This window comes from Clostridium sp. AF37-5 (assembly GCF_003477605.1).
Lineage (GTDB): Bacteria > Bacillota > Clostridia > Lachnospirales > Lachnospiraceae > Eubacterium_F.
The window spans coordinates 52520-74655 of sequence record NZ_QUDR01000002.1; the positions used below are offsets into that span (position 1 = coordinate 52520).

32 protein-coding genes and 1 tRNA gene are annotated in these 22136 nt (G+C 35.0%); all 33 read left to right on the plus strand.

Annotated features, from left to right (window positions below; translation table 11 throughout):
• The 33 genes from DW019_RS01705 to DW019_RS01860 all read left to right on the plus strand — a co-directional run bounded on the left by DW019_RS01705 (position 1) and on the right by DW019_RS01860 (position 21895).
• On the plus strand, positions 1-552 hold the full coding sequence (locus DW019_RS01705) for a hypothetical protein (RefSeq protein ID WP_118442311.1): 552 nt from the start codon (positions 1-3) through the stop codon (positions 550-552).
• 112 nt (positions 553-664) lie between these two features.
• Positions 665-1501 (plus strand): Rad52/Rad22 family DNA repair protein, encoded by an 837-nt coding sequence (locus DW019_RS01710; protein ID WP_118442312.1) that lies wholly within the window; start codon positions 665-667, stop codon positions 1499-1501.
• Positions 1502-1549: 48 nt separating this feature from the next.
• Entirely contained in the window at positions 1550-2041 is a 492-nt protein-coding gene (locus DW019_RS01715; RefSeq protein ID WP_118442313.1) for a hypothetical protein, read from the plus strand.
• A gap of 17 nt (positions 2042-2058) precedes the next feature.
• Positions 2059-2220, plus strand: a complete 162-nt coding sequence (locus DW019_RS14920) for a hypothetical protein (protein ID WP_182431012.1) — start codon at positions 2059-2061, stop codon at positions 2218-2220.
• Between the two features lie 4 nt (positions 2221-2224).
• On the plus strand, positions 2225-2893 hold the full coding sequence (locus DW019_RS01720) for a hypothetical protein (RefSeq protein WP_118442314.1): 669 nt from the start codon (positions 2225-2227) through the stop codon (positions 2891-2893).
• Positions 2894-2913: 20 nt separating this feature from the next.
• The gene (locus DW019_RS01725) at positions 2914-3924 is read left to right on the plus strand and encodes a 3'-5' exonuclease (RefSeq protein WP_118442315.1); all 1011 of its coding nucleotides are present in this window, start codon (positions 2914-2916) and stop codon (positions 3922-3924) included.
• A gap of 118 nt (positions 3925-4042) precedes the next feature.
• A complete protein-coding gene (locus DW019_RS01730) occupies positions 4043-4741 on the plus strand; it encodes a hypothetical protein (protein ID WP_118442316.1) in 699 nt (232 codons plus the stop codon).
• Positions 4734-5057 carry a hypothetical protein gene (locus DW019_RS01735; RefSeq protein ID WP_118442317.1) on the plus strand — a complete coding sequence of 108 codons (324 nt, stop codon included), beginning with the start codon at positions 4734-4736 and terminating at the stop codon, positions 5055-5057. Before DW019_RS01730 ends, DW019_RS01735 begins: the two co-directional genes overlap by 8 nt.
• A 9-nt stretch (positions 5058-5066) precedes the next feature.
• The gene (locus tag DW019_RS01740) at positions 5067-5432 is read left to right on the plus strand and encodes an ASCH domain-containing protein (RefSeq protein ID WP_118442318.1); all 366 of its coding nucleotides are present in this window, start codon (positions 5067-5069) and stop codon (positions 5430-5432) included.
• Between the two features lie 33 nt (positions 5433-5465).
• Entirely contained in the window at positions 5466-5816 is a 351-nt protein-coding gene (locus DW019_RS01745) for a hypothetical protein (RefSeq protein ID WP_118442319.1), read from the plus strand.
• A 31-nt stretch (positions 5817-5847) separates the two neighbouring features.
• Positions 5848-6108 (plus strand): hypothetical protein, encoded by a 261-nt coding sequence (locus DW019_RS01750; RefSeq protein WP_118442320.1) that lies wholly within the window; start codon positions 5848-5850, stop codon positions 6106-6108.
• Between the two features lie 11 nt (positions 6109-6119).
• Positions 6120-6548 carry a YopX family protein gene (locus tag DW019_RS01755; RefSeq protein WP_118442321.1) on the plus strand — a complete coding sequence of 143 codons (429 nt, stop codon included), beginning with the start codon at positions 6120-6122 and terminating at the stop codon, positions 6546-6548.
• A 1-nt stretch (position 6549) separates the two neighbouring features.
• Positions 6550-6837: a hypothetical protein gene (locus DW019_RS01760; RefSeq protein ID WP_118442322.1), complete on the plus strand. Its 288-nt coding sequence runs from the start codon at positions 6550-6552 to the stop codon at positions 6835-6837.
• Between the two features lie 6 nt (positions 6838-6843).
• Positions 6844-7059, plus strand: coding sequence for a hypothetical protein (locus DW019_RS01765; protein ID WP_118442323.1), 216 nt, complete (start codon positions 6844-6846; stop codon positions 7057-7059).
• Positions 7060-7061: 2 nt separating this feature from the next.
• Positions 7062-7343, plus strand: a complete 282-nt coding sequence (locus DW019_RS01770) for a hypothetical protein (protein WP_118442324.1) — start codon at positions 7062-7064, stop codon at positions 7341-7343.
• Positions 7312-7611 (plus strand): hypothetical protein, encoded by a 300-nt coding sequence (locus tag DW019_RS01775; protein WP_118442325.1) that lies wholly within the window; start codon positions 7312-7314, stop codon positions 7609-7611. Before DW019_RS01770 ends, DW019_RS01775 begins: the two co-directional genes overlap by 32 nt.
• A gap of 4 nt (positions 7612-7615) precedes the next feature.
• Positions 7616-8500, plus strand: coding sequence for a pentapeptide repeat-containing protein (locus DW019_RS01780; RefSeq protein ID WP_118442326.1), 885 nt, complete (start codon positions 7616-7618; stop codon positions 8498-8500).
• A gap of 12 nt (positions 8501-8512) precedes the next feature.
• Positions 8513-8704, plus strand: coding sequence for a hypothetical protein (locus DW019_RS01785; RefSeq protein ID WP_118442327.1), 192 nt, complete (start codon positions 8513-8515; stop codon positions 8702-8704).
• 118 nt (positions 8705-8822) lie between these two features.
• Positions 8823-10070 carry an immunoglobulin domain-containing protein gene (locus DW019_RS01790; RefSeq protein WP_118442328.1) on the plus strand — a complete coding sequence of 416 codons (1248 nt, stop codon included), beginning with the start codon at positions 8823-8825 and terminating at the stop codon, positions 10068-10070.
• Between the two features lie 33 nt (positions 10071-10103).
• On the plus strand, positions 10104-10415 hold the full coding sequence (locus DW019_RS01795) for a hypothetical protein (protein WP_118442329.1): 312 nt from the start codon (positions 10104-10106) through the stop codon (positions 10413-10415).
• Between the two features lie 86 nt (positions 10416-10501).
• Complete coding sequence (locus DW019_RS01800) at positions 10502-10963, plus strand: hypothetical protein (RefSeq protein ID WP_118442330.1); 462 nt, start codon at positions 10502-10504, stop codon at positions 10961-10963.
• Between the two features lie 81 nt (positions 10964-11044).
• Positions 11045-11116 (plus strand) — tRNA-Ile (locus DW019_RS01805).
• 44 nt (positions 11117-11160) lie between these two features.
• The gene (locus DW019_RS01810; RefSeq protein WP_118442331.1) at positions 11161-11784 is read left to right on the plus strand and encodes a hypothetical protein; all 624 of its coding nucleotides are present in this window, start codon (positions 11161-11163) and stop codon (positions 11782-11784) included.
• 168 nt (positions 11785-11952) lie between these two features.
• Positions 11953-13101, plus strand: a complete 1149-nt coding sequence (locus DW019_RS01815) for a ParM/StbA family protein (RefSeq protein WP_118442332.1) — start codon at positions 11953-11955, stop codon at positions 13099-13101.
• Between the two features lie 12 nt (positions 13102-13113).
• A complete protein-coding gene (locus DW019_RS01820; RefSeq protein ID WP_118442333.1) occupies positions 13114-13302 on the plus strand; it encodes a hypothetical protein in 189 nt (62 codons plus the stop codon).
• 5 nt (positions 13303-13307) lie between these two features.
• Positions 13308-13994 (plus strand): hypothetical protein, encoded by a 687-nt coding sequence (locus DW019_RS01825; protein ID WP_118442334.1) that lies wholly within the window; start codon positions 13308-13310, stop codon positions 13992-13994.
• A 15-nt stretch (positions 13995-14009) separates the two neighbouring features.
• Complete coding sequence (locus DW019_RS01830; RefSeq protein WP_118442335.1) at positions 14010-14276, plus strand: hypothetical protein; 267 nt, start codon at positions 14010-14012, stop codon at positions 14274-14276.
• Positions 14277-14404: 128 nt separating this feature from the next.
• On the plus strand, positions 14405-15007 hold the full coding sequence (locus DW019_RS01835; protein WP_118442336.1) for a hypothetical protein: 603 nt from the start codon (positions 14405-14407) through the stop codon (positions 15005-15007).
• Between the two features lie 81 nt (positions 15008-15088).
• Entirely contained in the window at positions 15089-16342 is a 1254-nt protein-coding gene (locus DW019_RS01840) for a hypothetical protein (protein WP_118442337.1), read from the plus strand.
• A 116-nt stretch (positions 16343-16458) separates the two neighbouring features.
• Complete coding sequence (locus DW019_RS01845; protein ID WP_182431013.1) at positions 16459-17322, plus strand: single-stranded DNA-binding protein; 864 nt, start codon at positions 16459-16461, stop codon at positions 17320-17322.
• A 116-nt stretch (positions 17323-17438) separates the two neighbouring features.
• The gene (locus DW019_RS01850) at positions 17439-19034 is read left to right on the plus strand and encodes a DHH family phosphoesterase (RefSeq protein ID WP_118442339.1); all 1596 of its coding nucleotides are present in this window, start codon (positions 17439-17441) and stop codon (positions 19032-19034) included.
• A 108-nt stretch (positions 19035-19142) separates the two neighbouring features.
• Complete coding sequence (lepB, locus tag DW019_RS01855; protein WP_118442340.1) at positions 19143-19649, plus strand: signal peptidase I; 507 nt, start codon at positions 19143-19145, stop codon at positions 19647-19649.
• 104 nt (positions 19650-19753) lie between these two features.
• Entirely contained in the window at positions 19754-21895 is a 2142-nt protein-coding gene (locus tag DW019_RS01860; RefSeq protein WP_118442341.1) for a type IA DNA topoisomerase, read from the plus strand.
• The last annotated feature ends 241 nt before the right edge of the window (positions 21896-22136 follow it).

A 22136-nucleotide genomic window follows, 5' to 3' on the forward strand; every position in this document is an offset into this window, starting at 1 on the left:
ATGAAGGAAATTAAAATCCCGCCGATTGCTCAATGGGAAAAAGAAATTGAGCCGGTTGCATATCATGAGTGGGGCGATGATTATGATACCGTATGCCGTTTTAGTCCCGCAAAAGGTGTTATATGCAAAATTTGGCATGAGGACGAAAAATACGGCAATGATACTCATGGCTGGCAGGCGGCAATCGAAACGCCGGATGATTATCATGAAATTGCATTTAAAGAATTAAGTGCAAATGACGCATGGCGTAAGCTGTACGATTGGGCAAGCAAAAACATAGAATTGCTTTTACCAAAAACGAAAGCTCGAATTGCTTTAGAAAAGAGAATTGCTACGTTAAAGGAAAAGCGTCAGCAGTATATTGACAAAAATCATGTTGCAACTTCCCGAACATCAGAGTATATTGGCTGTAGTTGTTGCGGGAGTAAATTGAAACGTGAGTTATTAAAATCTGATTTTTGTCCATTGTGTAAAGCAGATTTGCGCTCCAATACAGTTCAGGAAACAATTCAGCGCATGAATACAAAAATTGCTGAATTAGAAAAAAGATAATGTTCAATTAAAAAAGACGTCTGTTAAAGGAAATCCTTTAGCAGATGTTTTTTTATGTGCCTATCTGACAGACATATTAATAGTATCAATAAAAAAATAGGAGGAATGAAATATGGAATTGAATTTTAGAAAATTGTATGCTTCTGAATTAGAAGTAAGAATTGGTAACATCTCGAAAACTGGTTCTGGGTTGAGCCTGCTGCTTTACAAGGATGCACGAGTAGACCAGCGTTTGCTGGATGAAACTGCCGGGCCTATGAATTGGGAAAAGTCGTATCGAAGAGATGAAAAAGGACGGCTTTTTTGTAAAGTGTCTATTTGGGATGGAGAGAAAGAGCAGTTTGTTTCAAAAGAAGATGTAGGTATCGAATCCTATTCTGAAAAGGAAAAAGGAGAAGCATCTGACTCTTTCAAACGAGCATGTTTTTGTTGGGGTATTGGACGAGAATTATACTCTACTCCATTTTTATGGGTGAGCTCTCAGAATTGCAATATTCAAAAATACAAAGACAAGGACAAATATACATGTTCGGACCATTTTGATGTGGTTAACATCGAATATGGAGATAATTGTAATGTGACTTATGTTGAAATCTACAACAGAAGCACAAAAGCAACACTTTCCTTTGGCAAAAAATCCTTATCCGGTTCATTCGGAAAGGCTGCATCAAAACAAACAGAAGCAATTTCTTTGTTTGATGATGCCTCTGTGGAAGATTACTCAATTAATCCAGATGAAGCGGCCGCTCCGTCCAATGATTCAACAAAAGAAAATCCGGGAATGCACAAAATTTCATTTGAATGTTCGCGGAAAGGACAGACTATTGCGGATATTTACGCAAAAGAGGGGCCTAAGTTTTTACAGGGTATTTTAACTTATGCAACGGCTAAACCAGCTATGCAGGTGGATGCTCCATATGTAAAAGCGTTTCTGGAAACAGTAGCCTAAAAAATTTGTACCCGGGGATTTTTCTCCGGGTACAGTTAGGAGGTCAATATGAAAAAATTTAGTAAGGACGATTATCAATATTGGCTTAATGCTGATTTTTACCGTTTGGTAATGGAAGATAGTCGTTTTGATAAAGAAATAACAGATGATGCTTTTTGGAATGATTTTACAAAAAAATGTATCGTCTTTTCAGAAAAATATCGTCATTTTGGTGGCAGATACTCTGTTAAGTGGGCGTTAGCCGTTGTTGAATGTCGTAAAGCAATGGCAGAAGAAAACAAAAAGCCGCTGCAAAAGAACGTTTGTAAACAAATGCTTGCTGAATTTTATATTATTCAGGAAAGATTTAACGAGATTTATAATTGTGATGAATTTTGGGCTCGTTTTACCAAAACAATGGTAGATTTTGGCGAAAAATACTCAAAATACACTGAAAAGTTGTCTGTTAAATTATCTATGGCGTACATTGATGGCAAACAAGAAGAATTAAAATATTTACAGCACTTAGCAGAAGCGTGTGATAAAAAATACGCAGTATAAAGGAGAAATGAAATATTATGGAAATTTCAAAGATGACAAAGAAGAAAAGAAAAGAATTTTACGCAAAGAATCGCGTAACATTTGGTATGAATACCGGAACAATTACGCACAAAGGGTATAAAGATACTCTTCGAAGAGAAAACAAAATGATTTGCAGAAATTATTTAAAGGAGGTTTAAAATTATGGGGCAGAGATTGGTTATGACAATAAGAAAAAATGGAGAAGATATTTGTAAACTTTATTATCATTGGAGTGCATATACTTCTTCTGCTTTAAAAGAAGCAAAAAAAATTATTGATGTTATTACAACGGATAAATTTGAAACAGAGATAAGTGCAGAAGAAAAAGAATGCAAGCTGTTATTTTTAAGAGAATTCTCATTAATTCCATTGGCTGCGGCAAAAGAAGATATTCGTCTTCGAATACTCCGTTATTTGGAAAATACTGGCGGAGGTATTGATGGAGGATGCGATTCTACTGAATTTCAGTACATAAAGGAGCTTTATCCAGATATCAAATTTAAACCATTTAATATTAGTAGAAATAAGGGACTTTTTGTTTGTTCTAAAGACGCTATGGATAATTTACAATCTTGGTCTGAAGGTAACATTATCATCGACCTTGATGAAAAGATTGTTGTTAATAAAGTGTTTTATACTTATTCTTCAGAAGAAGAAGTAAAAGAATACTATAATATAAAAGGAAACATTCCCTTTATTAATGATTTAGAACTTAGTTGTATTCCATTTAACAAAATTGATTCTGTTTTAGAACGAGTAGTTGAAATGGAAGAAATTTCAGATTATGTATTTAAAAATGCGTTAAATGAATATATCGCATTTATCGCATAAAAATACGAGGAGGACTTTATATGGGAAAAGAATTAGATAAAGCGGCACGTTTAATGCAAATCGCAATTCAAACAAATACGCCGGTCTTTGTATTTGATGTTGAAACAGAAGGGTTAGACCCAGTAAAGCATCATATTATTCAGTTGTCGGCATTAAAAATCGACCCAGAAACATTTGAGGTGTTAGATAAAATCAATGTATTCATTAATCCTTGTCGCCCATTGAGTGATAAGGTAAAAGAGATAACCGGTTATACCGATGAATTTCTAGCTACTTGTCCTTTAGAAGTAGAAGCCTTCCCGGAAATTTACAATTTCTTAGGAGAAGCGCCTCTTTTAATTGGACATAATGTTGGTTTTGATAAAAGCATGTTGGACGCCTTGTATACAAGGCAGGGGCAATTTCTTTTTTGCGAGGACATTGATACTTGTCGAATGGCAAGAGAGCTTCTAAAAAAGAAGAAGGATGTTCCATCACATAAGTTGATTGATGTAGCAGCTTATTATGGTGCTGATATTGGTTTGGATTTTCATAAGGCGGATGATGATATTATCGCAACTTTGCGTATTTTTCAAGTAATGTATGACCCAGATGCTTATTTAAAACCAAAGAAAAAATTAAACATCAATTCGATTTGGTATCATAATGGTTTCCGGGGCCACGCAAGGATTTACATTAATACAGATGCCGGAAGCCTGTTTTATGACAATTTGGATAAGAATTATGGCAGCAAAGATTTTTCATTGGACGATATCGACATGGAAGATTTGGAAGAAAAAGCTATCCGGAAATGGTCTGCATCCAATATTGATGACCTTTTTCAAAAAGTCCGGGCATGGCATTGGAAGAAAATGCAGGAAGCTATTGGACAACAAAAGGAATTTGCTAATGAAAAAGAGGCAATAGAGGCTGCTGCTAAAGAAAATAAGCGTCATTATAATACGTCTATTCAGTTAGCCGATGGCGTCTATATTGTAACTTTGGAAAAGTTTTTAAAATCCAAAGCCGGTTCAAATTCAATTTTGTATTAATGATTGGAAAAGCTCGCGTTATGCGGGCTTTTTTGTTATATATGAATTTTTATTAATGTGTATAACAGACATATTATTAATGAGACTATTTACAAATTGGAGAAAGGAGAATTTTAATATGAGATTAACAGAAAGAAAGAGAAATTTTGTGAAGTTGTCTTGTGATTTCCCTTGCAAAATTGGAGATATTGTATATCGCACTAATGCGGGTGCGAAAGAACCAATTATTGCAATGAGAATTACACAAATGCTTATTAAACAGTTGAAAAGCAGAACTGTTATAACTTTTAATACTATGAATGATAATGACAACGGAGAAAACTGCTACACTTTGGAAGATGTAGGTGTTAAAGTTTTTCTCACAAAAGAAGAAGCCGAATTAAAACTGGCAGAATTGAGAGGTGGAACAGGAGTCGCAAAACTGAATCTGGAAGAAGTGGTAAAAATAGCAGCAGATAAAATGACATACGCAGATGCAGTTCGTAATGCCATGAGTTCAAAATGCGTTCCATGCAGGAAGGCAACGAATTGCTCTTATGTTTTTACTGACCCAAAAGGTAAATTAACAGAAGAATTAGCTATAAAAATCAAACTTAAAGAATTGATTGAAATTGCTAAAAGTGTTGACGAAGCAAAAGCCAAAGGCTGTGATGAAATTAGTACAGTATTATATTACGATGGCTTTAATGACGGTTACAGTAAAGCACTTGATAATCTGCTGAAACTAGTAATCAGCAAGTATAATGATGATAAATTGTCACTTAAAGAATTGGTAGAAGCGATTGAACAGCAAATGGAGGTGGAGAAAAATGAGTGAATTATTACAAAGGATAGCTAATTATTTTGTCTATCAATACAAAGGAAATGATAAAGTTGCCCCTAAAATGGATATGTCGGTAGATGACCTAAGAAATATCGTTGTATTACATGTGGAAAAATGTAAATTAGAAGCAGAATTAAGGAATTTGAAGTATGTAAAGACTAACGCAGACAGAATAAGGAATATGTCAGACGAAGAATTAGCAAGCTGGTATGTAATTAAATGCGAAATTATGATGGGAACTAAATGCCAAAAACCGTTCAAAACTTGCAAGGATTGTATTTTAGATTGGCTTCAATCAGAAGCAGAATAGGAGGTAATTATGGATGGTTTAATTATTAAAAAGAAATGGTTAGACCTTATTGTTAATGGCAAAAAGACCATTGAAATAAGAGGAAGTGATACAAAAAAGGAAGGAGAGAAAATATACCTTCTTGAAAGCGGAACTCACAAAATTGTTGCAACTGCCGTAATTAGTGCTACATATCCTATATCATGTTCTGATTGGTCAGAAGAAAGAGAAGAACATTGTGTTGATATTTCTTACTCAGACCTAAAAAAAAGATACAAAACACCATATGCATGGGTATTATCTGATGTGACGCCTATTAAAGACATATGGTACTACAAGCATCCACAAGGTGCAGTGATTTGGGTAAAAAATGTAGAAGTTGTAAATAAAAATTAGATATGATTATTAGCAAAAAAGGAGAGAGATGAAATGAAAAAAATTTTTGAAAAATGGTATGTTTTATTTATGTTATTGAGAATAGCACGACATAACAAAATCAGAATGAAATTTGAGAAAAAGTATGATAATCCTTTTGGTGGTTATGGAGAATCTCTTGAAGATATGACATTAGAAAAATGTTATGAAAGGGATAATAGGCTTTATAAAAAATCAAAAGAATTAAAAGAATATGAAGTCGCATCAAAACCTCAAAGAGATGATTTTGGATTATATGCATATGTAGACCAGCATTGTGGATATTGTGAGGATGATTATTACGGAACAATATACACAAAAACGCCACTTAAAAATAGATGGTTAGAAAGAGGTTATCAATGCTAGGTTGATAATCAAAAGTAGAATAGGAGGAAATATGAGCGATAGTTATTGGAATTATGAAGATGACAAGAATATCATCTGTCCTTATTGTGACGAAGAATACGAGCCGTCTTACGAAGAAACATGCATAGGCGGTGAACGCGTTAATTGCTATACCGAAGATACCAACATATACACTTGTGATAATTGTGGCAAGAAATTTACAATGTATGGTTATCGAACCGGGTGGAAATATCGCACCGAAACGATTGACGGAGAAGCAACAGAGGAAGAAATTGAAAATTTGCGAGATTAAGGAGAGAGAATATGAAAGATAGATTTTTATTTAAAGCAAAGAGGATTGACAACGGCGAATGGATAATTGGGTTTCTTACATTTCATAAAACAGGAAAAGCATTTATTAAACCTATATTTGGTGATGCAAGAAGTTCGGAAGAAGTAGACCCATCCACAATCTGCCAATGCACAGGTTTGAAAGATAAGAACGGAAATCTGATTTGGGAAAATGATATTCTTTTCTTAAAAGACGAAATAAATGGATGTAAATGGAAAGCAGTTGTTGAATTTGGAAATCCAACTGGTGAATATAACTGGGGTTGGCAATTGGTTCAAGTAACAGAGTGCGAAGCAAATAAAGACATTCTTTTATGGATTGAAACAGGAACAAGTTATGTAGATGTTAAAATAATTGGGAACACAATTGATAATCCGGAATTGTTAGAAGGAGGCGAATAAGATGGAATTAGAACTAAATGAAGTAATTGAAGATTTGGAATATCTCGTTTCGGATAGTTGTACAGACACGCAATTTGATTACATTGAAGAAATAGAGATTGCAACCAAGTCGCTTAAAAAGCAGATACCAAAGAAACCTATATTTAACTATAACCTTAGTGATACTCTTTCTGTATTCCATTGTGAATGTAGAAACATAATCAAAGTCAGTCACAATGCAGGAACAATGGATAATAATGATGCACCAAATTATTGTGATAAATGCGGACAGAGATTAGATTGGAGGTAAAGTAGAATGGATAATTTCATGAAAAAAATTTTTGAAGCCTTTGAAAATAAATATGGTGAGCCAGTTTCAACGATGCAAGATGGAGAAATACAGGTATTTGAGTTGAAGGATTGCACCGTGATATTGACTTTTAAAAATGGCGTATTAGGTGTAAACGCAACGGCAGATAAGCCTATCAAATGTGATTTTGCATCTGGTATGTTTGTAGAAAGTGAGGACTAGCCATGGTCCAATATTGTAGGTACTGCAACAATCTTGTAACAGGAAATGGTATTTATTGCACAGAAAAAAATAAAATCATAGCAGAAAAAACGGCGAAAACCACAAATAATTGTAAATTATTCATTTTTAATCGCATGGATGCTTTTTATGAAAATATGAATGGCTATAAATCAAAAAAAACACCCAAATTTTCTGGAGATGATTGCATTGGACAAATAAAGCTTGATTTAAACGTAGAAGGAAGGAGAAAAAATGACAATATTAAAGTTGAGGAAACACATTGATATAGAAAAATCTATTGGAAATATTAAGATAGATACAATTCATATGTGTGACCCTGCTAAAAAGAAGCACAAAAATTGGACGGAACTTCATTTATGGTATGACAGAAATTGTGAAAATTGTCCTTTTGGATGGGAATATGTAAATTACGAAGGGGAATGCGGAGATTGTGGATGCGAAATGAGTAAGGATGGAGATTTTTCTACACCTATTTGTATATGCAATCTTCCTAAATTTATTAAGCAGATAATTATTAAACGAAAGGTGTGAAATTATGATGCAAAGAGAATTATCAAAGATTTTAAGAAATCACAAACATTGGTTAAGTGAAGATTGTAAAGACTGGGAAAATATGAGGGCTCACTTGCGCGAGGCTGACTTATCCGGGATGGATTTACGTGGAGCCGATTTACGTAATGCTGATTTGCGTGGGGCTAATTTATCTGGAGCTAACTTATGCAAAGCTAATTTGTTTGAAGCTGATTTACGTGAAGCCAACTTATCTAAGGCTGATTTATGTGAAGCTTGTTTATATGGGGCTGATTTATTTGAAGCTGACTTGCATAAGGCTGACTTATCTGGAGCTGATTTATGCAGAGCTTGTTTCCCCCTCGCCAACTTATCTGGAGCTAACTTATGTGGAGCTGATTTATTCAAAGCTGATTTGTCTGAAGCTGATTTATGTGGAGCTAATTTATGCACAACTAATTTATATAAGGTTGATTTAAGCGGGGCTGATTTACGCGAGGTTAATTTATATAACGCCGATTTATGTGAAGTTGATTTATTTGATGCTAAGTTATTTACAGCTGATAATATACCATTTTTCCCTTGTGCTTGTCCTGACTTTGGAATGTTTATTGGGTATAAAACAGCACACGAATATATTGTGGAACTTGAAATCCCAGAAGATGCAAAACGTGTATCTGCTACTACCAGAATATGCCGATGTAATAAAGCAAAAGTATTAAGAATACTTAATCGAGACAGAACTGTAGCAGATATAACAGAAGTCCGTAGTGATTATGACTCATCATTTGTTTATAAAGTTGGAGAAATTGTTTCTGTTGATAATTTTAATGAAGATAGATGGGATGAATGTGGCACAGGCATTCACTTCTTCATTAATTTTCAAGAGGCTGTAAACGATGGTAAATAAGGAGGAATATTTATGAAACAAGTAAAATTTAAGGATATTGAGAACAATGAGGTCCATGGAGGAATTTTAACAGATGATGGCGATGTTATTTGTGGCTGTTGTGGTGGATTAATTCCGGCAGACGAATTAACAGAAGAGTATGGTCATGTTATTTTAGAAGAGTTCTCCGAGTGGGTTTCTCTTGACAAAGCAATTTTAGATTAATCTCATATTTATACCCCTTGCGATTTCGCAGGGGGTTTTTCTTATAATACGGAAATTATTTTAAATGAAAACAGACATATTAATATTAGAAAGAAAATAATTCTTAGGAGGTTTTATTATGAAAACAAAAAAGAAATTTATCGCAGGGCTATTGACACTTGCCTTATTATTTACTATGATACCATCTAGTCGTATTTTTGCAGAAGATGAAGCAAATGTAAACATTTGGTTTTCCAATGAGCGTTTTGGCGGTTATTATCCCTTTGCTAAAACAGGACAGGATGTCTATATTAACGCTGCGATTGATGCCGGGTCTGATTATAAAGTGACTGTACAAGTTACAAAAGATAGTTCTTCAATTCTTTTTAAGAATTTGAGCCAGACTAAAAATGTATCAGAAAAAGTTACACTGCGAGAATCCGGTACATATTCGGCGACCGTTTGTATTATTAGAAATAATGTAACAATTTTACAACGCAATGTATCTATTGAGGTCATGGATGCTATTCCGGAAATTAGCGAGCAGCCTAAAAATTTACAGGCTAAAGCTTATCAGGCGATTTCTTTTTCTTGCATGGCTAAATCTAAAACTGCTGCCTATCAGTGGTACGTTTCAGATGCTTTATATAAGGAAGGAACAGAAATTTCCGGTGCATCTACAAATACATTGTTATTAACAGCTGAAAATGTTACTAGTGCAATTAATGGAAAATATTATTATTGCATTATTACAGATAATAAAATCAGTGTTTTGAGCAATTATGCATTATTATCTGTTGAAGGAGGCGCATCAGCAGCGGCTACGCCTGTGCCAACTACAAAGCTAATCTCTACTGCTAATTCAGAAACGCTTGTTACGCCAATTAAAAAAATTGCGTTAACCGTTTCTTATAATGCGAAACAAGCAATATTAAAATGGCAGGGGAAAGGCCGTGTATATCGAGCCAACACAAAAAAAGGAAATTATAAGTATATTGGAACCGGAACCGGGAAATATAAAGACAAGAAAATAAGAGTAAATAAGAGATATTATTATTTTGTATCCGGAACCAATTTTGTAACTAATGTAAAAAGTGTTAAAACTAAGCCAAATCCAGTTTTAAAAAAGTTTCGAGTAACTAAAAAAGGCAGAAAAGCAAATCTTGTCTGGAAACTAAGTAAAACAAATCAGGCAAAAGTGTCGATATATATTAAAACAAGAAAGCATTTTAAAAAATTAGGAACGGTATCTGCTGCAAAATATCCATGCCGGTTAAGCATTCCAAAAGGATATAAGGTGGTATGGGTTAAAATAAAAGCATATAATGTAATTGCTAAAAAGAAATATTATAGTAAGTATTCCAAAGCAGTAAAACTTAACTTTTAATGGGAGGACTACCTCCCGAAAGGAGGTCTTAGTATGAAAAACGTAATTACATTAAAAGACAGCAAAGTGATTTTGCATAATTTTGAAGGAATAGAAAAGAATATATCTTTGCGGATATATCCGACCAATCAATTTACACTGAGTCTTAGTTATAAAGATTCCTCATGTATTACTGTTCAATATGCCATCAAAGATGGCTGTATTGAAAACCAAGCACTATATAATTTTTTTCAAAACATTGGACAAGGAAAACCGCTTACTTTTGTATGTTTAAGTGGAAATTTCTACTTATTAGAATACAAACCAACGCCATTAATGATACAAAAATTTTTGAAAGAAATATAAGAAAGGCCCCTTCGGGGGTCTTTTTTTTAAGAAATTAAACAAACAGACATATTAAAAATATCAAAAATAAAGAAAGGATGATAGTAATGCCGCAAAAAATATTATGGTTTAGCCGGCACGAAATGAGCCCGGAACAAAAAGCTGCTTTAGGTAACGATGTAGATATTATGCAAATTAATCAAACAATTAACCATGCATCGGAATTATTGGACGATATACAAAAATCAGATGTAATTGCAATTGTTGCTCCTATTGGGCTGCAAAAAGAATTTTTGAATCTTGCAGATGGGAAGCCGGTAATTATGGCAAAAAATCAAAGAGTTTTTGAGCCTCAGCCGAATGGTGAAGACAAAGTGCGTTTTCGGTTTGACGGTTGGGAACAACTAAAAAAAATCGAAGTTGTAAAAGAGCCATACAATCCCAATAAAGAGATTGAGCAAGAAGAACGCAAAAGTTTAGATGAATTACTTGAAGATGTAAGAGACACCAATTATCCGCCCGATGATTTTATGAACGAGCCGATTGAGCCCGATGATTTAGAATGCTAATAATTTCCCCGTCAAAAGGCGGGGATTTTTTTTGTTTGATTTTTTAATTTCAAACAGACATATTAAAAGTGTAAGAAATATCGCGGGATAGAGTAGTGGCTACTCATCGGGCTCATGTCCCGGTACACGCAGGTTCGAGTCCTGCTCCCGCAATTCTCTATAAAAATAGAGGAATTAAATTTGAAAGGAGTTATTTTATGGAATGTTATGAAGATGTAGTAATATTGCAAGGGGCAATTATTAGCAAAAGAGTAAATGAAGAAAAAAAGATGGGGGCAATCGTAGTGAATACGACTTCGTCCAGCGACCGAACAAAACACAATTGTCCAAGATTGGTTAGCTTTAATTTAGAGCAGATTGCAGATTTTGAAGTCGGTGATTTTGTATGTGTTAAAGCGGAGGTGCAAAGTTATCTTGGAGCTCCAATCGAAGAAGGCGGTAGACGTCCAAGGCGTCAGTCTTTAGTAATTAAAGAAATTACAAAAGCGAAAACTCGTGTCGAACAGGAGTATGGAGTGGAATCTACAGGCTTATTCCTTAAAAAGAATGAAGCAAAATTAGCCGGCAATGTGCAGCGTATTACCCCGCGCGATGGCGGACTGTGGTATATTACGTTACGAGTTGTAACCAACGGCCGTATGAATACTTTACTTGTTAAGGTTTATGAGAATGACCGTAATCGGAATTTGTTGCAAGCATTACTTCCGGGACAAAATGTTTGCTTGGTCGGCATGGTTCAGACTAAGTTTAAGCAACGAGAAGATTCTCAGCGAACATATTTTCAGGATATTATTGCTTTGGATATTTCAACAGTAGCATAAGTAAAGATAAGGGGGCTATGTCCCCTTTCTTTTTTTGTTCATAATATGGTTTTGGTTTTTTGTAAAAACAGACATATTAGTAATATAACAAGTAAGTATGAATTTGTTATTGTATAACAGACATATTATAAATATCCCCATTATAAAGGGGCAGGAAAGGAGTTACGTATGATTAATACAATTAATTTTAAAACAAAAACAATTTTATCTGAACGTAATAACCCAGTTCGAGGTGATGTATGGAATATTGGCCTTGATATCGGATATTCGTCAGTAAAAGGATTTAGTCCAAATGCCGTATCATGCTTTCCGGCTTTTGCTAAAAAAGCAAGTGATACACCATCTATGGCCGCGCCAAAACCTACCGATATTCAGTATCGTAATGACATTACCGGAGAGATTTGGGATGTTGGAGAAAATGCACAGAATCGGGCGACAGCTAATGACAGCGAAGTTAGTTTGTTTACCAAAGTTCGTTTCTTCTCAGAAATGTTCCGCGTAATTTCAGAAGTAGGAATGGCTTTTGGAATGTTAAAAAACAAATATGGTTCTCCGGAAGGAAAAGAGGTTTTCTTACAGACCGGCTTGCCTCCGGAACATATTGATTCGTTAGGCGATGATTTAAGAGAAGCCTTATCGGGAACCCATAAATTTTCCATTAAAATCGGGAATAAAAATTGGATTTCCTTTGATTTTGAACTGGATATGGACCATATTTACAAAGTCATCGGGCAGCCAATGGGAACATTAATTTCTGTAGCCACAGGCGGCAATGGGCGCCCAGTTGCAGAAGCAGCAAGATATTTTTCCAAAAATATTTTGATTATTGATGCCGGCTTTGGCACATTGGACGTATATAACCTTAACAAAGGGAATATTGCATCTACTCCGGAAACAATTGATGATATGGGCATGAAGCAGGTATTTAAAGAGACAATTGCAACCATTAAAGAGAAATTCAAAAAAGATATTTCAATTTTGGAAATGCAGACCGTCTTAGAGACCGGTAAGATTTCGGTATTCGAAAGAAAAGAAAGACGCTCTACATCAAAAAACATTGCAGATATTTTAGAGGCAAGTAATCAAAAGGTATGCGAAGAAGCGCTTGCTCATATTTGCAACTCTTATAATGATTTAATTGACCATGATTATCTCATTATAACCGGTGGTACTTGTTCAGCATGGTCTTCCATTATCCGAGAATTTTTCTCCGGAATGGAAACACTGACAATTTTATCCGGAGCACAGAATGATAATCTGTCTGCGGTGTTCTCAAACGTAAGAGGATATTATATGTATGCTCTAAACAAAAAATAGGAGGTGATAATTATGGTAATAATAAATATTATTGATGAAGAAAAAGAACATTTGAAACGCGAAAACAAGCAATTAAAACATGAGCTTCTTAAAGTAAGAGATGAAAATGAATTTTTGCAGCGTGCCTTTCGAATGGTAATTGGACAAGAACCAAAAAGAAATCGTGATGAAGCTATCATTTCAGATATTGATGGGCGGTGATTTTTATGAAAATAAAAGTACGTTTGTACTCTAAGATGGATAAGGATTTGATGACATTATACAAACATCCTCAGTTCTCTTTGATAAAAGCATTTGCAAAAGCAATTGAAATGTCTGCAAAGATGGATTATCATTACATAAAACTTCCGGAGCAAATCTTTGTTCCGGAGGCTTATCCAAAGAAAATTGAATTAGATGTTAATATCGACGATTCCCAAAAGGATGTTACTGCATGGTGGAAAGCAATTCCGCCATATCCAAAGGGGTCGCGAAATGACACCCTTAAACAAATGCTGCGTGGGTATTTATCTGGCCCGGTACTTATGACATTTGCTAAAAAAACAGGCATAGAGTATTTTAATTCAGAAGAAAAAAGCCTAATTAGTTGCGAAAAAAATGCAAAAGAAATCAGGCAGAAATACGATGCCGGTATGGAGAAAATCAAAAAAATATTAGACCAAAATGGTCAAACTCCAGAAGAACTGCTTGCTCTAATCGCAGAGAATAACAAGGCCGAAGAAAAGAATGAATTGCAGCAAAATGAAACAACAAAAGAAAGCGCTCATCAAAAAGATATAACCCCTGAGCCGGTTATGCCGAAAACGGATATTCCTACAAAAGAAGCAGAAAATCCGCAGGAAGATGCGTCTTCTGACTTTGATTTAATGGGCGCAATAGGAAAATTATTATAAAAGGAGGATTTATTTATGGAATATAATAAAGAGGAACTTTTTAATACAAAAATCAAACCGTTAAGGGATGAATTTATGCGAGAATGTGCGTTGGCGCAAATCCCTAGTTTCACAACAAGTGCTATAAAGGACGAAAACGGAAAAACAACATATGATTCGGATATGGTATCAGCACTTACGAATGACGTCACTCTCAGTGATGACAAAATCACAAAAATGGCAAATGTGCTTAATGATTTTGATGTAGTAGAAACGAATAAAACAATTGAATTTGATATGTAATTGTTAATATATGCCTATGATTGAAAGCCCCTTATTTGGGGCTTTTTTGTTATAATATAGTTTTTATTCATCTCTCAAACAGACATATTAATTATATAAGTTATAGAAAGAAAGAGAGGTAGTTTAATATGTTAATTAAACCAGGCGCAATGCCTTTATATAATGAAATCGTAAATACATGGGACCCGAAGGACTTGAAATTTACTTTTGAGTGGATTGGGCGAATGGAACTGGAAATTGAAAATGGAAATTTGGTTGCTGCCATTGCAAAAGATACATTAGTAGAAACAGCCGGAGAAAGCGACAAGCGATATAATCTTGATGAGCTCGTGCAGGCCGTAAGAAGCATTTGGAAGTACGGAGAAGAACTCTATGAGTGGAAAACAAAAAAGGTAACAGCAAAAAAGAAGGGAAATAAAATTCCTCAAATTTATTTATCAAAACATGCAAGAAAACGAATGCATGAAAGATGCGGTTTTAATCGCAAAGCACAAGATAAAATGGCTGTTGTAGCCTATCAGAAAGGCTTAAAAACGGAAGACACAAAGGGCGTGACCCGAAGTTATCTTTCAAAAGTTCTACATAACACAGAAGAAGATGAGGCAATGGTCCGTCTTTACGGTGATAAAGTGTATGTATATAAAATGGCGAATAATGGTATTGTTCTAATTACTGTTATGCAGGTTCCTCGATTATATATCAAATGTATGAAAGAGGAATGTCTTGCCTAATTTAAAAGAATCCTGCAACTACAGTGTTGTGGGATTTTTTAATTCTGAACAGACATATTAAAAGTAGAAAGGAGTTATTTTATGCAATTAGTTGAAAATCGTTTTGAAATTGAAAATGGAATTGTAAAAGACCAATATTCCGATATGGACTTTGACATTATTGAAGTCTCGGATAAGTACATGGACGCTCAATTTGTTCCCGGATTTATTCCGGTATATGCTACCTATCAAAAAGATGGTACCACCTACGGAATCATTCAAAAGCAAGAATTGCCCCCTTATATGGCGGTTATGGATGAAAAACAAATTAAAAGAAACTTCCTTCCTTTGTTATTGGGACTAAAATGGCTGCAAGAACAGGATAGGATTTTTGGAAATTTGACGCCGGATAAGATTTATCAAATAGAAAATGGATATGCATTAAAGGATTTTGGTGCGGGAGAGTATTATGAAGAAAAAACACCATATACGCCTTATGAATATTATGCATACCACGGATGCGGAAATAAGGCATCGGATGTATATTCTGTCTGCGCTATTATATACGAAGCTTTAACTGGAATTTTCCTGCCTAATGCAGATGAAAGATTAGACGTAGATATGTTAGAGCCATTAGCTGCATTCGGAGTATCTTCTCCACTTTGCGATATTATCGAAAAAGGGCTGTCCGTATTGGATTGTGACCGGTATCAAAGTATCGAGGAATTGATTAACTGCATCTATACGGAAGATGAAATCAACGCCTGCGTTAACGATTGGGCAATTTTTGTTCGTCCAATAAAGAGTAATCTTTCTGATGTGAAAGATAAGATTGCTCGTGAAAAAAGAATTATTGAAGAAGAAAAAGAGGAAAAAATTACTTCGCCTCAAACAATTGACCCATCAAAAAAGAAAAAGACAATCATGATGTTTGCAGGCATATGTGTTGTTATTATTATTGTAGTTGCACTTAATGCAACCGTATTTAATAAAACACAGCCAGAAGAGATACGCGAAATAAAAATGTCGCCTATGCCAGTTAGCGCATCAGGAAGCGCAGTAAGTGGTAGTGCTGTAACCGGAACAAGTGTTACAATCACTCCAACAGTAACGCCTACTGCAGCACCTACAACTACCTCAACTATAAAACCGGAACCAAGTAATACTCCGGAGATAACGGCAACAATTAAACCAACGCCAAAGCCAACACCAAAGCCTACTAAGAAACCGAAAAAGAAGAAAAAAACGCCAAAGGCTACTCCAATAACAATAAAAACTCCAAAACCACGGCGTACTTCTAAACCGGTTAAACCGAAACCTAAAATTAAAATTGATAAAAACATATCAATTGAATAAAAAAATGGCTGACACATCAGCCAGCCATTGAACACATGTTCATATATATACAGTATAACAAGTGTGGGGGATTTTGTCAACATTCCCACCATGTTGTTAGAAAGAGAGGTACTTTTATGGCAATACATAACCAAGTTTTTTTATATGGGCAAATTACTCAATTGCCCCGCATCATCAAAGATGAGCAAGGAAATTATGTGCAGGGAAGCGGTAAATTAACAATCGTTTCCGGAAAACGTAATGTGAATATTGACGGAACACATTCCAAACATGCAAAAATCGAATACGGAGAACTTCCGGTGGCTACCGGAAACCCAGAATTAGTAGAAACAATGGACAATATCAAAATTGGAGATATTGTATTCATCAAAGGCAATATCATCACAAGAAATGTAAAAAAAATAAAGAAATGTCCATCTTGCGGAGCGCCTTATGAAAAATTAGGCGTAATTACCTTTATTAATCCAATTCACTTATCTATCGAGAAAACCGGATTAACATTGGACGAGGGGGAAACACTTTTAAAAAATTACGGAGAGGTATCAAATGTTGCTACTATATTAGGGACAATTTGTAAAGCTCCAGAAGTCACTGTGCAGACTAGAAAAAATATGATTGTTAAGTTTCCGCTGGCCATTGACCGCAAATATTTTATTGCGGACGATAATCCGGAAACAAGAACAGATTATCCGGTTGTGCACGTTCACGGGAAAGAAGCCGGAGAAGATATTCTAAAAAGGTATCAGCCGGGAGCAGAGGTTTTCTTAGACGGTTGCGTCCAATATAGAAAGTATAAACATCAGCAGTATCCTTGTCAAAATCCTGATTGTCAGGAATTTGTACCGTGGGATGATTGGACATTGGATATTGTCCCATATGCAATTGAATATATCAGAGGCTGGAAATCGGATAAACAACTGGAAGAAGAAGCATACGAAAAAGCCGGAATTCACCCATTGCCGGCCGCTGCTTCTGAATAAACAGAAAAGCTCTCGAAAGGGGGCTTTTTCTTATCTATAGATTTTTTGCAATAGATAAACAGACATATTAATTATATATAACAAAAATAAGGAGAACACAAAAAAGGAGGTAAATTATGAAAATACTTGAATGGAAAAGAAGTTCTTATTATGGCAATACAGTTGAAGAAGTAATGAAGAAAAAAACCGGCTTATCATTAAATGAGTTAAATCAAACTATACATCAAAAGCTGAATCGTGTTGAGAAGATGGCAGAAGCATTGCTCTCAATTAAGGACAATTTGGAAACGGTGTATTTATTGGGCGATTATGATGTGGATGGAATAACGTCAAGCCTTTGCATGTCGCTTATTTTTGACGCATTAGGATTGATTTATGAGGTATACATCCCTCGCCGAATGACAGATGGTTATGGTGTTTCAGAAAATTCTTTGAAAAAGGCTGCTGCCTATGATGTAATTATAACGGTTGATAACGGAATTACAGCAAAAGAATTACTGGATAAGACCGGAAAAGAAGTATACGTTATTGACCATCATCAAGCACGAGAAGACGGCGCTTTACCAAATGCAAAAATTATTTTAGACCCGGAAGTAACGATGGATGATGATTTTATCCATTATTGCGGAGTTGGCTTGGTATACAAAATTGCTGAATCTTTGTATCAGAAAAAGGTGTTATCTAATGCAGTGATGCGAAAAATTGCATTTTTATGTATGCTTGGCACAATAGCAGATGTGATGCCACTCATTGACGAAAACAGAACATTTGTTAGAAATGGTTTACTGTTATTGCAGCAAGGAATGTTTTCAGAATTAGCAGAAAAAACAAAACTTTCACCTTATGCAACCGCTACAGATATTGCATTTGGTGTAGCTCCAATTGTCAATGCCTGTGGGCGATTGTATGATGCCGGCGGGCAAAAAATATACGATGAATTATATCGTTATATTACAAAAGATAACGCAGATATGTTGGATTATTTCATTGCTATCAATGAAAAACGAAAGAAGATGCAGAATGCATTTTTTGATGAGGCATGGAAGAAGTTTGAGACAATGTCAGCTATGTACCCAAATGTTATTCTGCTCCCGAATTGTCCGGAAGGGCTTGTCGGTATTATGGCCGGGAAGATTCAGGAGCGAACCAAAAAGACCACAATTGTGTTTACCAAAACGGCAAAAGGAACATTAAAGGGTTCCGCCAGAGGGGATGATTTTATGAATGTCAAAGAATTTTTAGACAAACACAAAGATTTATTTCTTGGATATGGCGGACACAAAAGCGCTGCCGGAATGTCAATGACTGAAAATTCTTTTCATGAATTTCTTTCTTTCGCTCAAAGTAATGCCGAAAATGCTCCAGAATGCTTTGAATTATATGATATGGATTGTCCTTTTTCTAAATTGGGAAGTATTATACTGTCGTACATGGAGTATGAACCATATGGAGAAGGCTGCCGAAAGCCGATTATTCGTACAGTAATTGAAGGAACAGCTTATGACGGAAAATGGTATCGAACCATGAGCGAAGACCGAAGCTTTCAATTATACACAAAAGATGGTATTGAGGTTTTAGGCTTCAATTTAGCGCAAAAATATAAAGAGTATGGAACTCCTAAAAAAATTGAAGCGTTAGGCACATTAAGCGAAAGTAGTTTTCGTGGAAAATCGCAGACGGTTTTCGAATTGATTGACTTTCGACCTATTTGATGATTTTTGTTATAATATGGTTTTCGTTTCCTTCTCAAACAGACATATTATATATATAAGTTGATTACAATATCAGTTTATTATATAATATGTAAAGGAGACGATGTTATGAAAAAGTTTAATTGGAAACAGATTGGAAAAGGAAGCCTGCCAATTATTTTGGCGATAGTATTTGCATTTTCTTTGATATATTTCGTTCGCCCACTTCAGGTTGCAGGAGAGAGTATGGAACCTACTTTCCGGGATGGACAATGGTTAGCCGCGAGTCGTGCGTTAAAAGGAACTGCTAAAAAAGGTGATATTATCACTGCAAAAGTAAATCCGACAAAAGAAACTCCGGCTGACAAGCTTATCAACGGAAAACTAAGCATTATAAAGCGAATCATCGGAGCTCCCGGCGATACAGTAGATATCAAGAACAATGCAGTTTATGTAAATGGCAAAAAGATTGATGAGCCATATTTGAATGAGCCAATGAAGACACCAAATTACAGTTGCAAATTAAAAGCAGATGAATGGTTTATAATGGGAGATAATCGGAATCATTCATTAGACAGCCGTAAGATTGGACCGATTCGAACGGAAGAAATAAGTTTCATAATATTAAATGGTTAAAGAGAGAAATTAATTTTCTCTCTTTTTCTTATATATGGAATAGAAATTTTTCTCGCAACAGACATATTAAAAGTAGTAATATTTTTAGAAAGTGAGGAAAATTTATGAAAAAAGGACTAGTTATTGCTGAAAAATCATCATTGTTAAAGCAAATTATGGATGCATATAACCATCACAAAAGCGAATTTGCTTTTGAATTGGATGGTATCGCTCAAAGCGGGCATCTTTTAGGGTTAAAATTACCCAGCGAAATTGACGAAGATATGAAAGGATGGGAAATGTCTAAATATCCATGGCGTCCGGAAACATGGGAATATAAAGTTGCAGAGAAAAAGAACCACAATCCTAAGTTCAAAACGGCTACTCAGATTTTTTATGATATAAAAAAGGCCGTTAAGTCCGGCAAATATGATTTTATTATACACGCCGGCGACCCCGACCAGGAAGGAGAACTCTTAGTTCGCGAAACTCTAAATGAGATTGGTAATTCATTGCCGGTTATGAGAATATGGATTAATGCTTCTACGGAAAACGAGTTTGTCAGCGCTTTAAAAAACATGAAATCAGATAATGACCCATTTTATGAAAGAATTTATCAAGCCGGTCTCGCAAGAAGCCATTGTGATTACTTAGTTGGTATGAACCTATCCCCTGTTGTATCCCTTAAAACGGATGAAACGGTAAATATTGGACGACTAAAAACATTTATCATTGATTTAGTAGCGGCTCAGGAAGAAAAGGTTAAAAACTGGAAACCACAAAGTCATTATGGGATTGCCGCTCAATGCCAATACAACTCTATGGACTTTATTAGCGAACATACAACTGTTTTTGAAACTGAGCAGGAAGCAAAAGATATTATAAAATTATTACAAAATACCGCTACCGTAACATCGGTAGAAACGAAGACCGTAAAAAAGAGTGCTCCAAGCCTGTTTGAATTATCCTCCCTGCAGGTCGCAGCCAACAAAAAATATGGCTATTCGTCCAATGATGTACTAGGTATCTGCCAAATGTTATACGAAAAAAGAATATTATCATATCCTCGAACTTCTTGTAAGTTTTTAAATGATGAAGCTGATTTTGAAGTTTTATTACAATCGGCATGTGTCTTTGAGGATTTGAAAAAATTTGTTAGTCAAATTACAAAAGAAGATATTGAATCTGTAAAAAAGAACAAACAGTATGTCGATAATGCCGCTGTAGCAGACGAAGGACATCTTGCCTTAACACCAACAACACAAAAAGCTAGCATAGCAAATTTATCGGAGCCGGAAAAACAAATTTTGCATATGGTTTTCGCCCAATATGTTGCAATTTTCTTAAAGCCGATGGTACAAAGAAAAACTAAAATTATATCAAATAATAATGGATATGATTTTGTGGCTAATGGCAAAGTTTTGTTAGACCCTGGTTTTACAGAGCTATTGACAACGAAATTTAACACAATTGAATTGCCTACTGTAAATAAAGGTGATATTTTAACGATTACTAAAATGGAAACCGTTGAAAAAGTTGCGACTCCACCAGTTTTATATACAGACGGTACTTTGATTGCTGTATTAACCTCACCTATTAAATTGTTCCAAGATGCAACTGCTAAGACTTTAGGAAAAACACTTAAAGTCCAGATTGGACGGCCATCAACAAGAGGCGCAACAATTGATACATTGATTCAACTTGGTTATTTAGAGACTAAAAAAGGAAAAGGGAAAGTAAATTATCTCATTACTACAGAAAAAGGTAAGAGAAGCGCAAAAAATATGACCGGCAGCATTCTTTGCGATGCTGAAACCACTCTGCATTGGGAAGAACAGTTGGATTATATTCGAAAAGGGACGCTTTTCCCAGAAGCGTTTGAAGATGAGATTTGGAATTTCATTTGTCAGGAGACCGACCGATTAAAAAATGTTTCTATGGCAAAAGCCCCAGCTGGACAAAACTTATCGGGTGAAAAAAAACTTGGCGTTTGTCCTAAATGTGGTTCGGATTTTGTTGTCGGAAAATTTGGCCCATATTGCAAAGGGCAGTGCGGCTTAACAATCAAGCAATATCGTGGAAAGAAAATGACGCAAAGTCAAATTGCCAAACTTTTAGATGGTAAAAATGTTGTTATGAAAGGATTAAAGTCAAAAGCTGGGAAAGAATATAATATGTCATTGACGCCTACCGGTCAATTTGACTCTTTTAGTTATAATGGAAAAACGTATTATTCTTTGAAATATAAGGAAGAATTTGCAAAATAGTACAAATTTGAGAGGAAACTGTATGTTTCCTCTTTTTTTCTTTGTTTGCCCTAGATGGTAATATATGGTAAAATAAAAGGTTATCTATATATTCTAAAGAAATTATGATATGATATTAAAAAAGAAAAAACGCTCATAATATCGTTTTTATTTCAATCCAAAACAGACATATTAGTTATAGGGAGTTTTTTTATGTATGTTCCAAAACAGACATATTAAAATTAATTATAAAAAAGAAAGG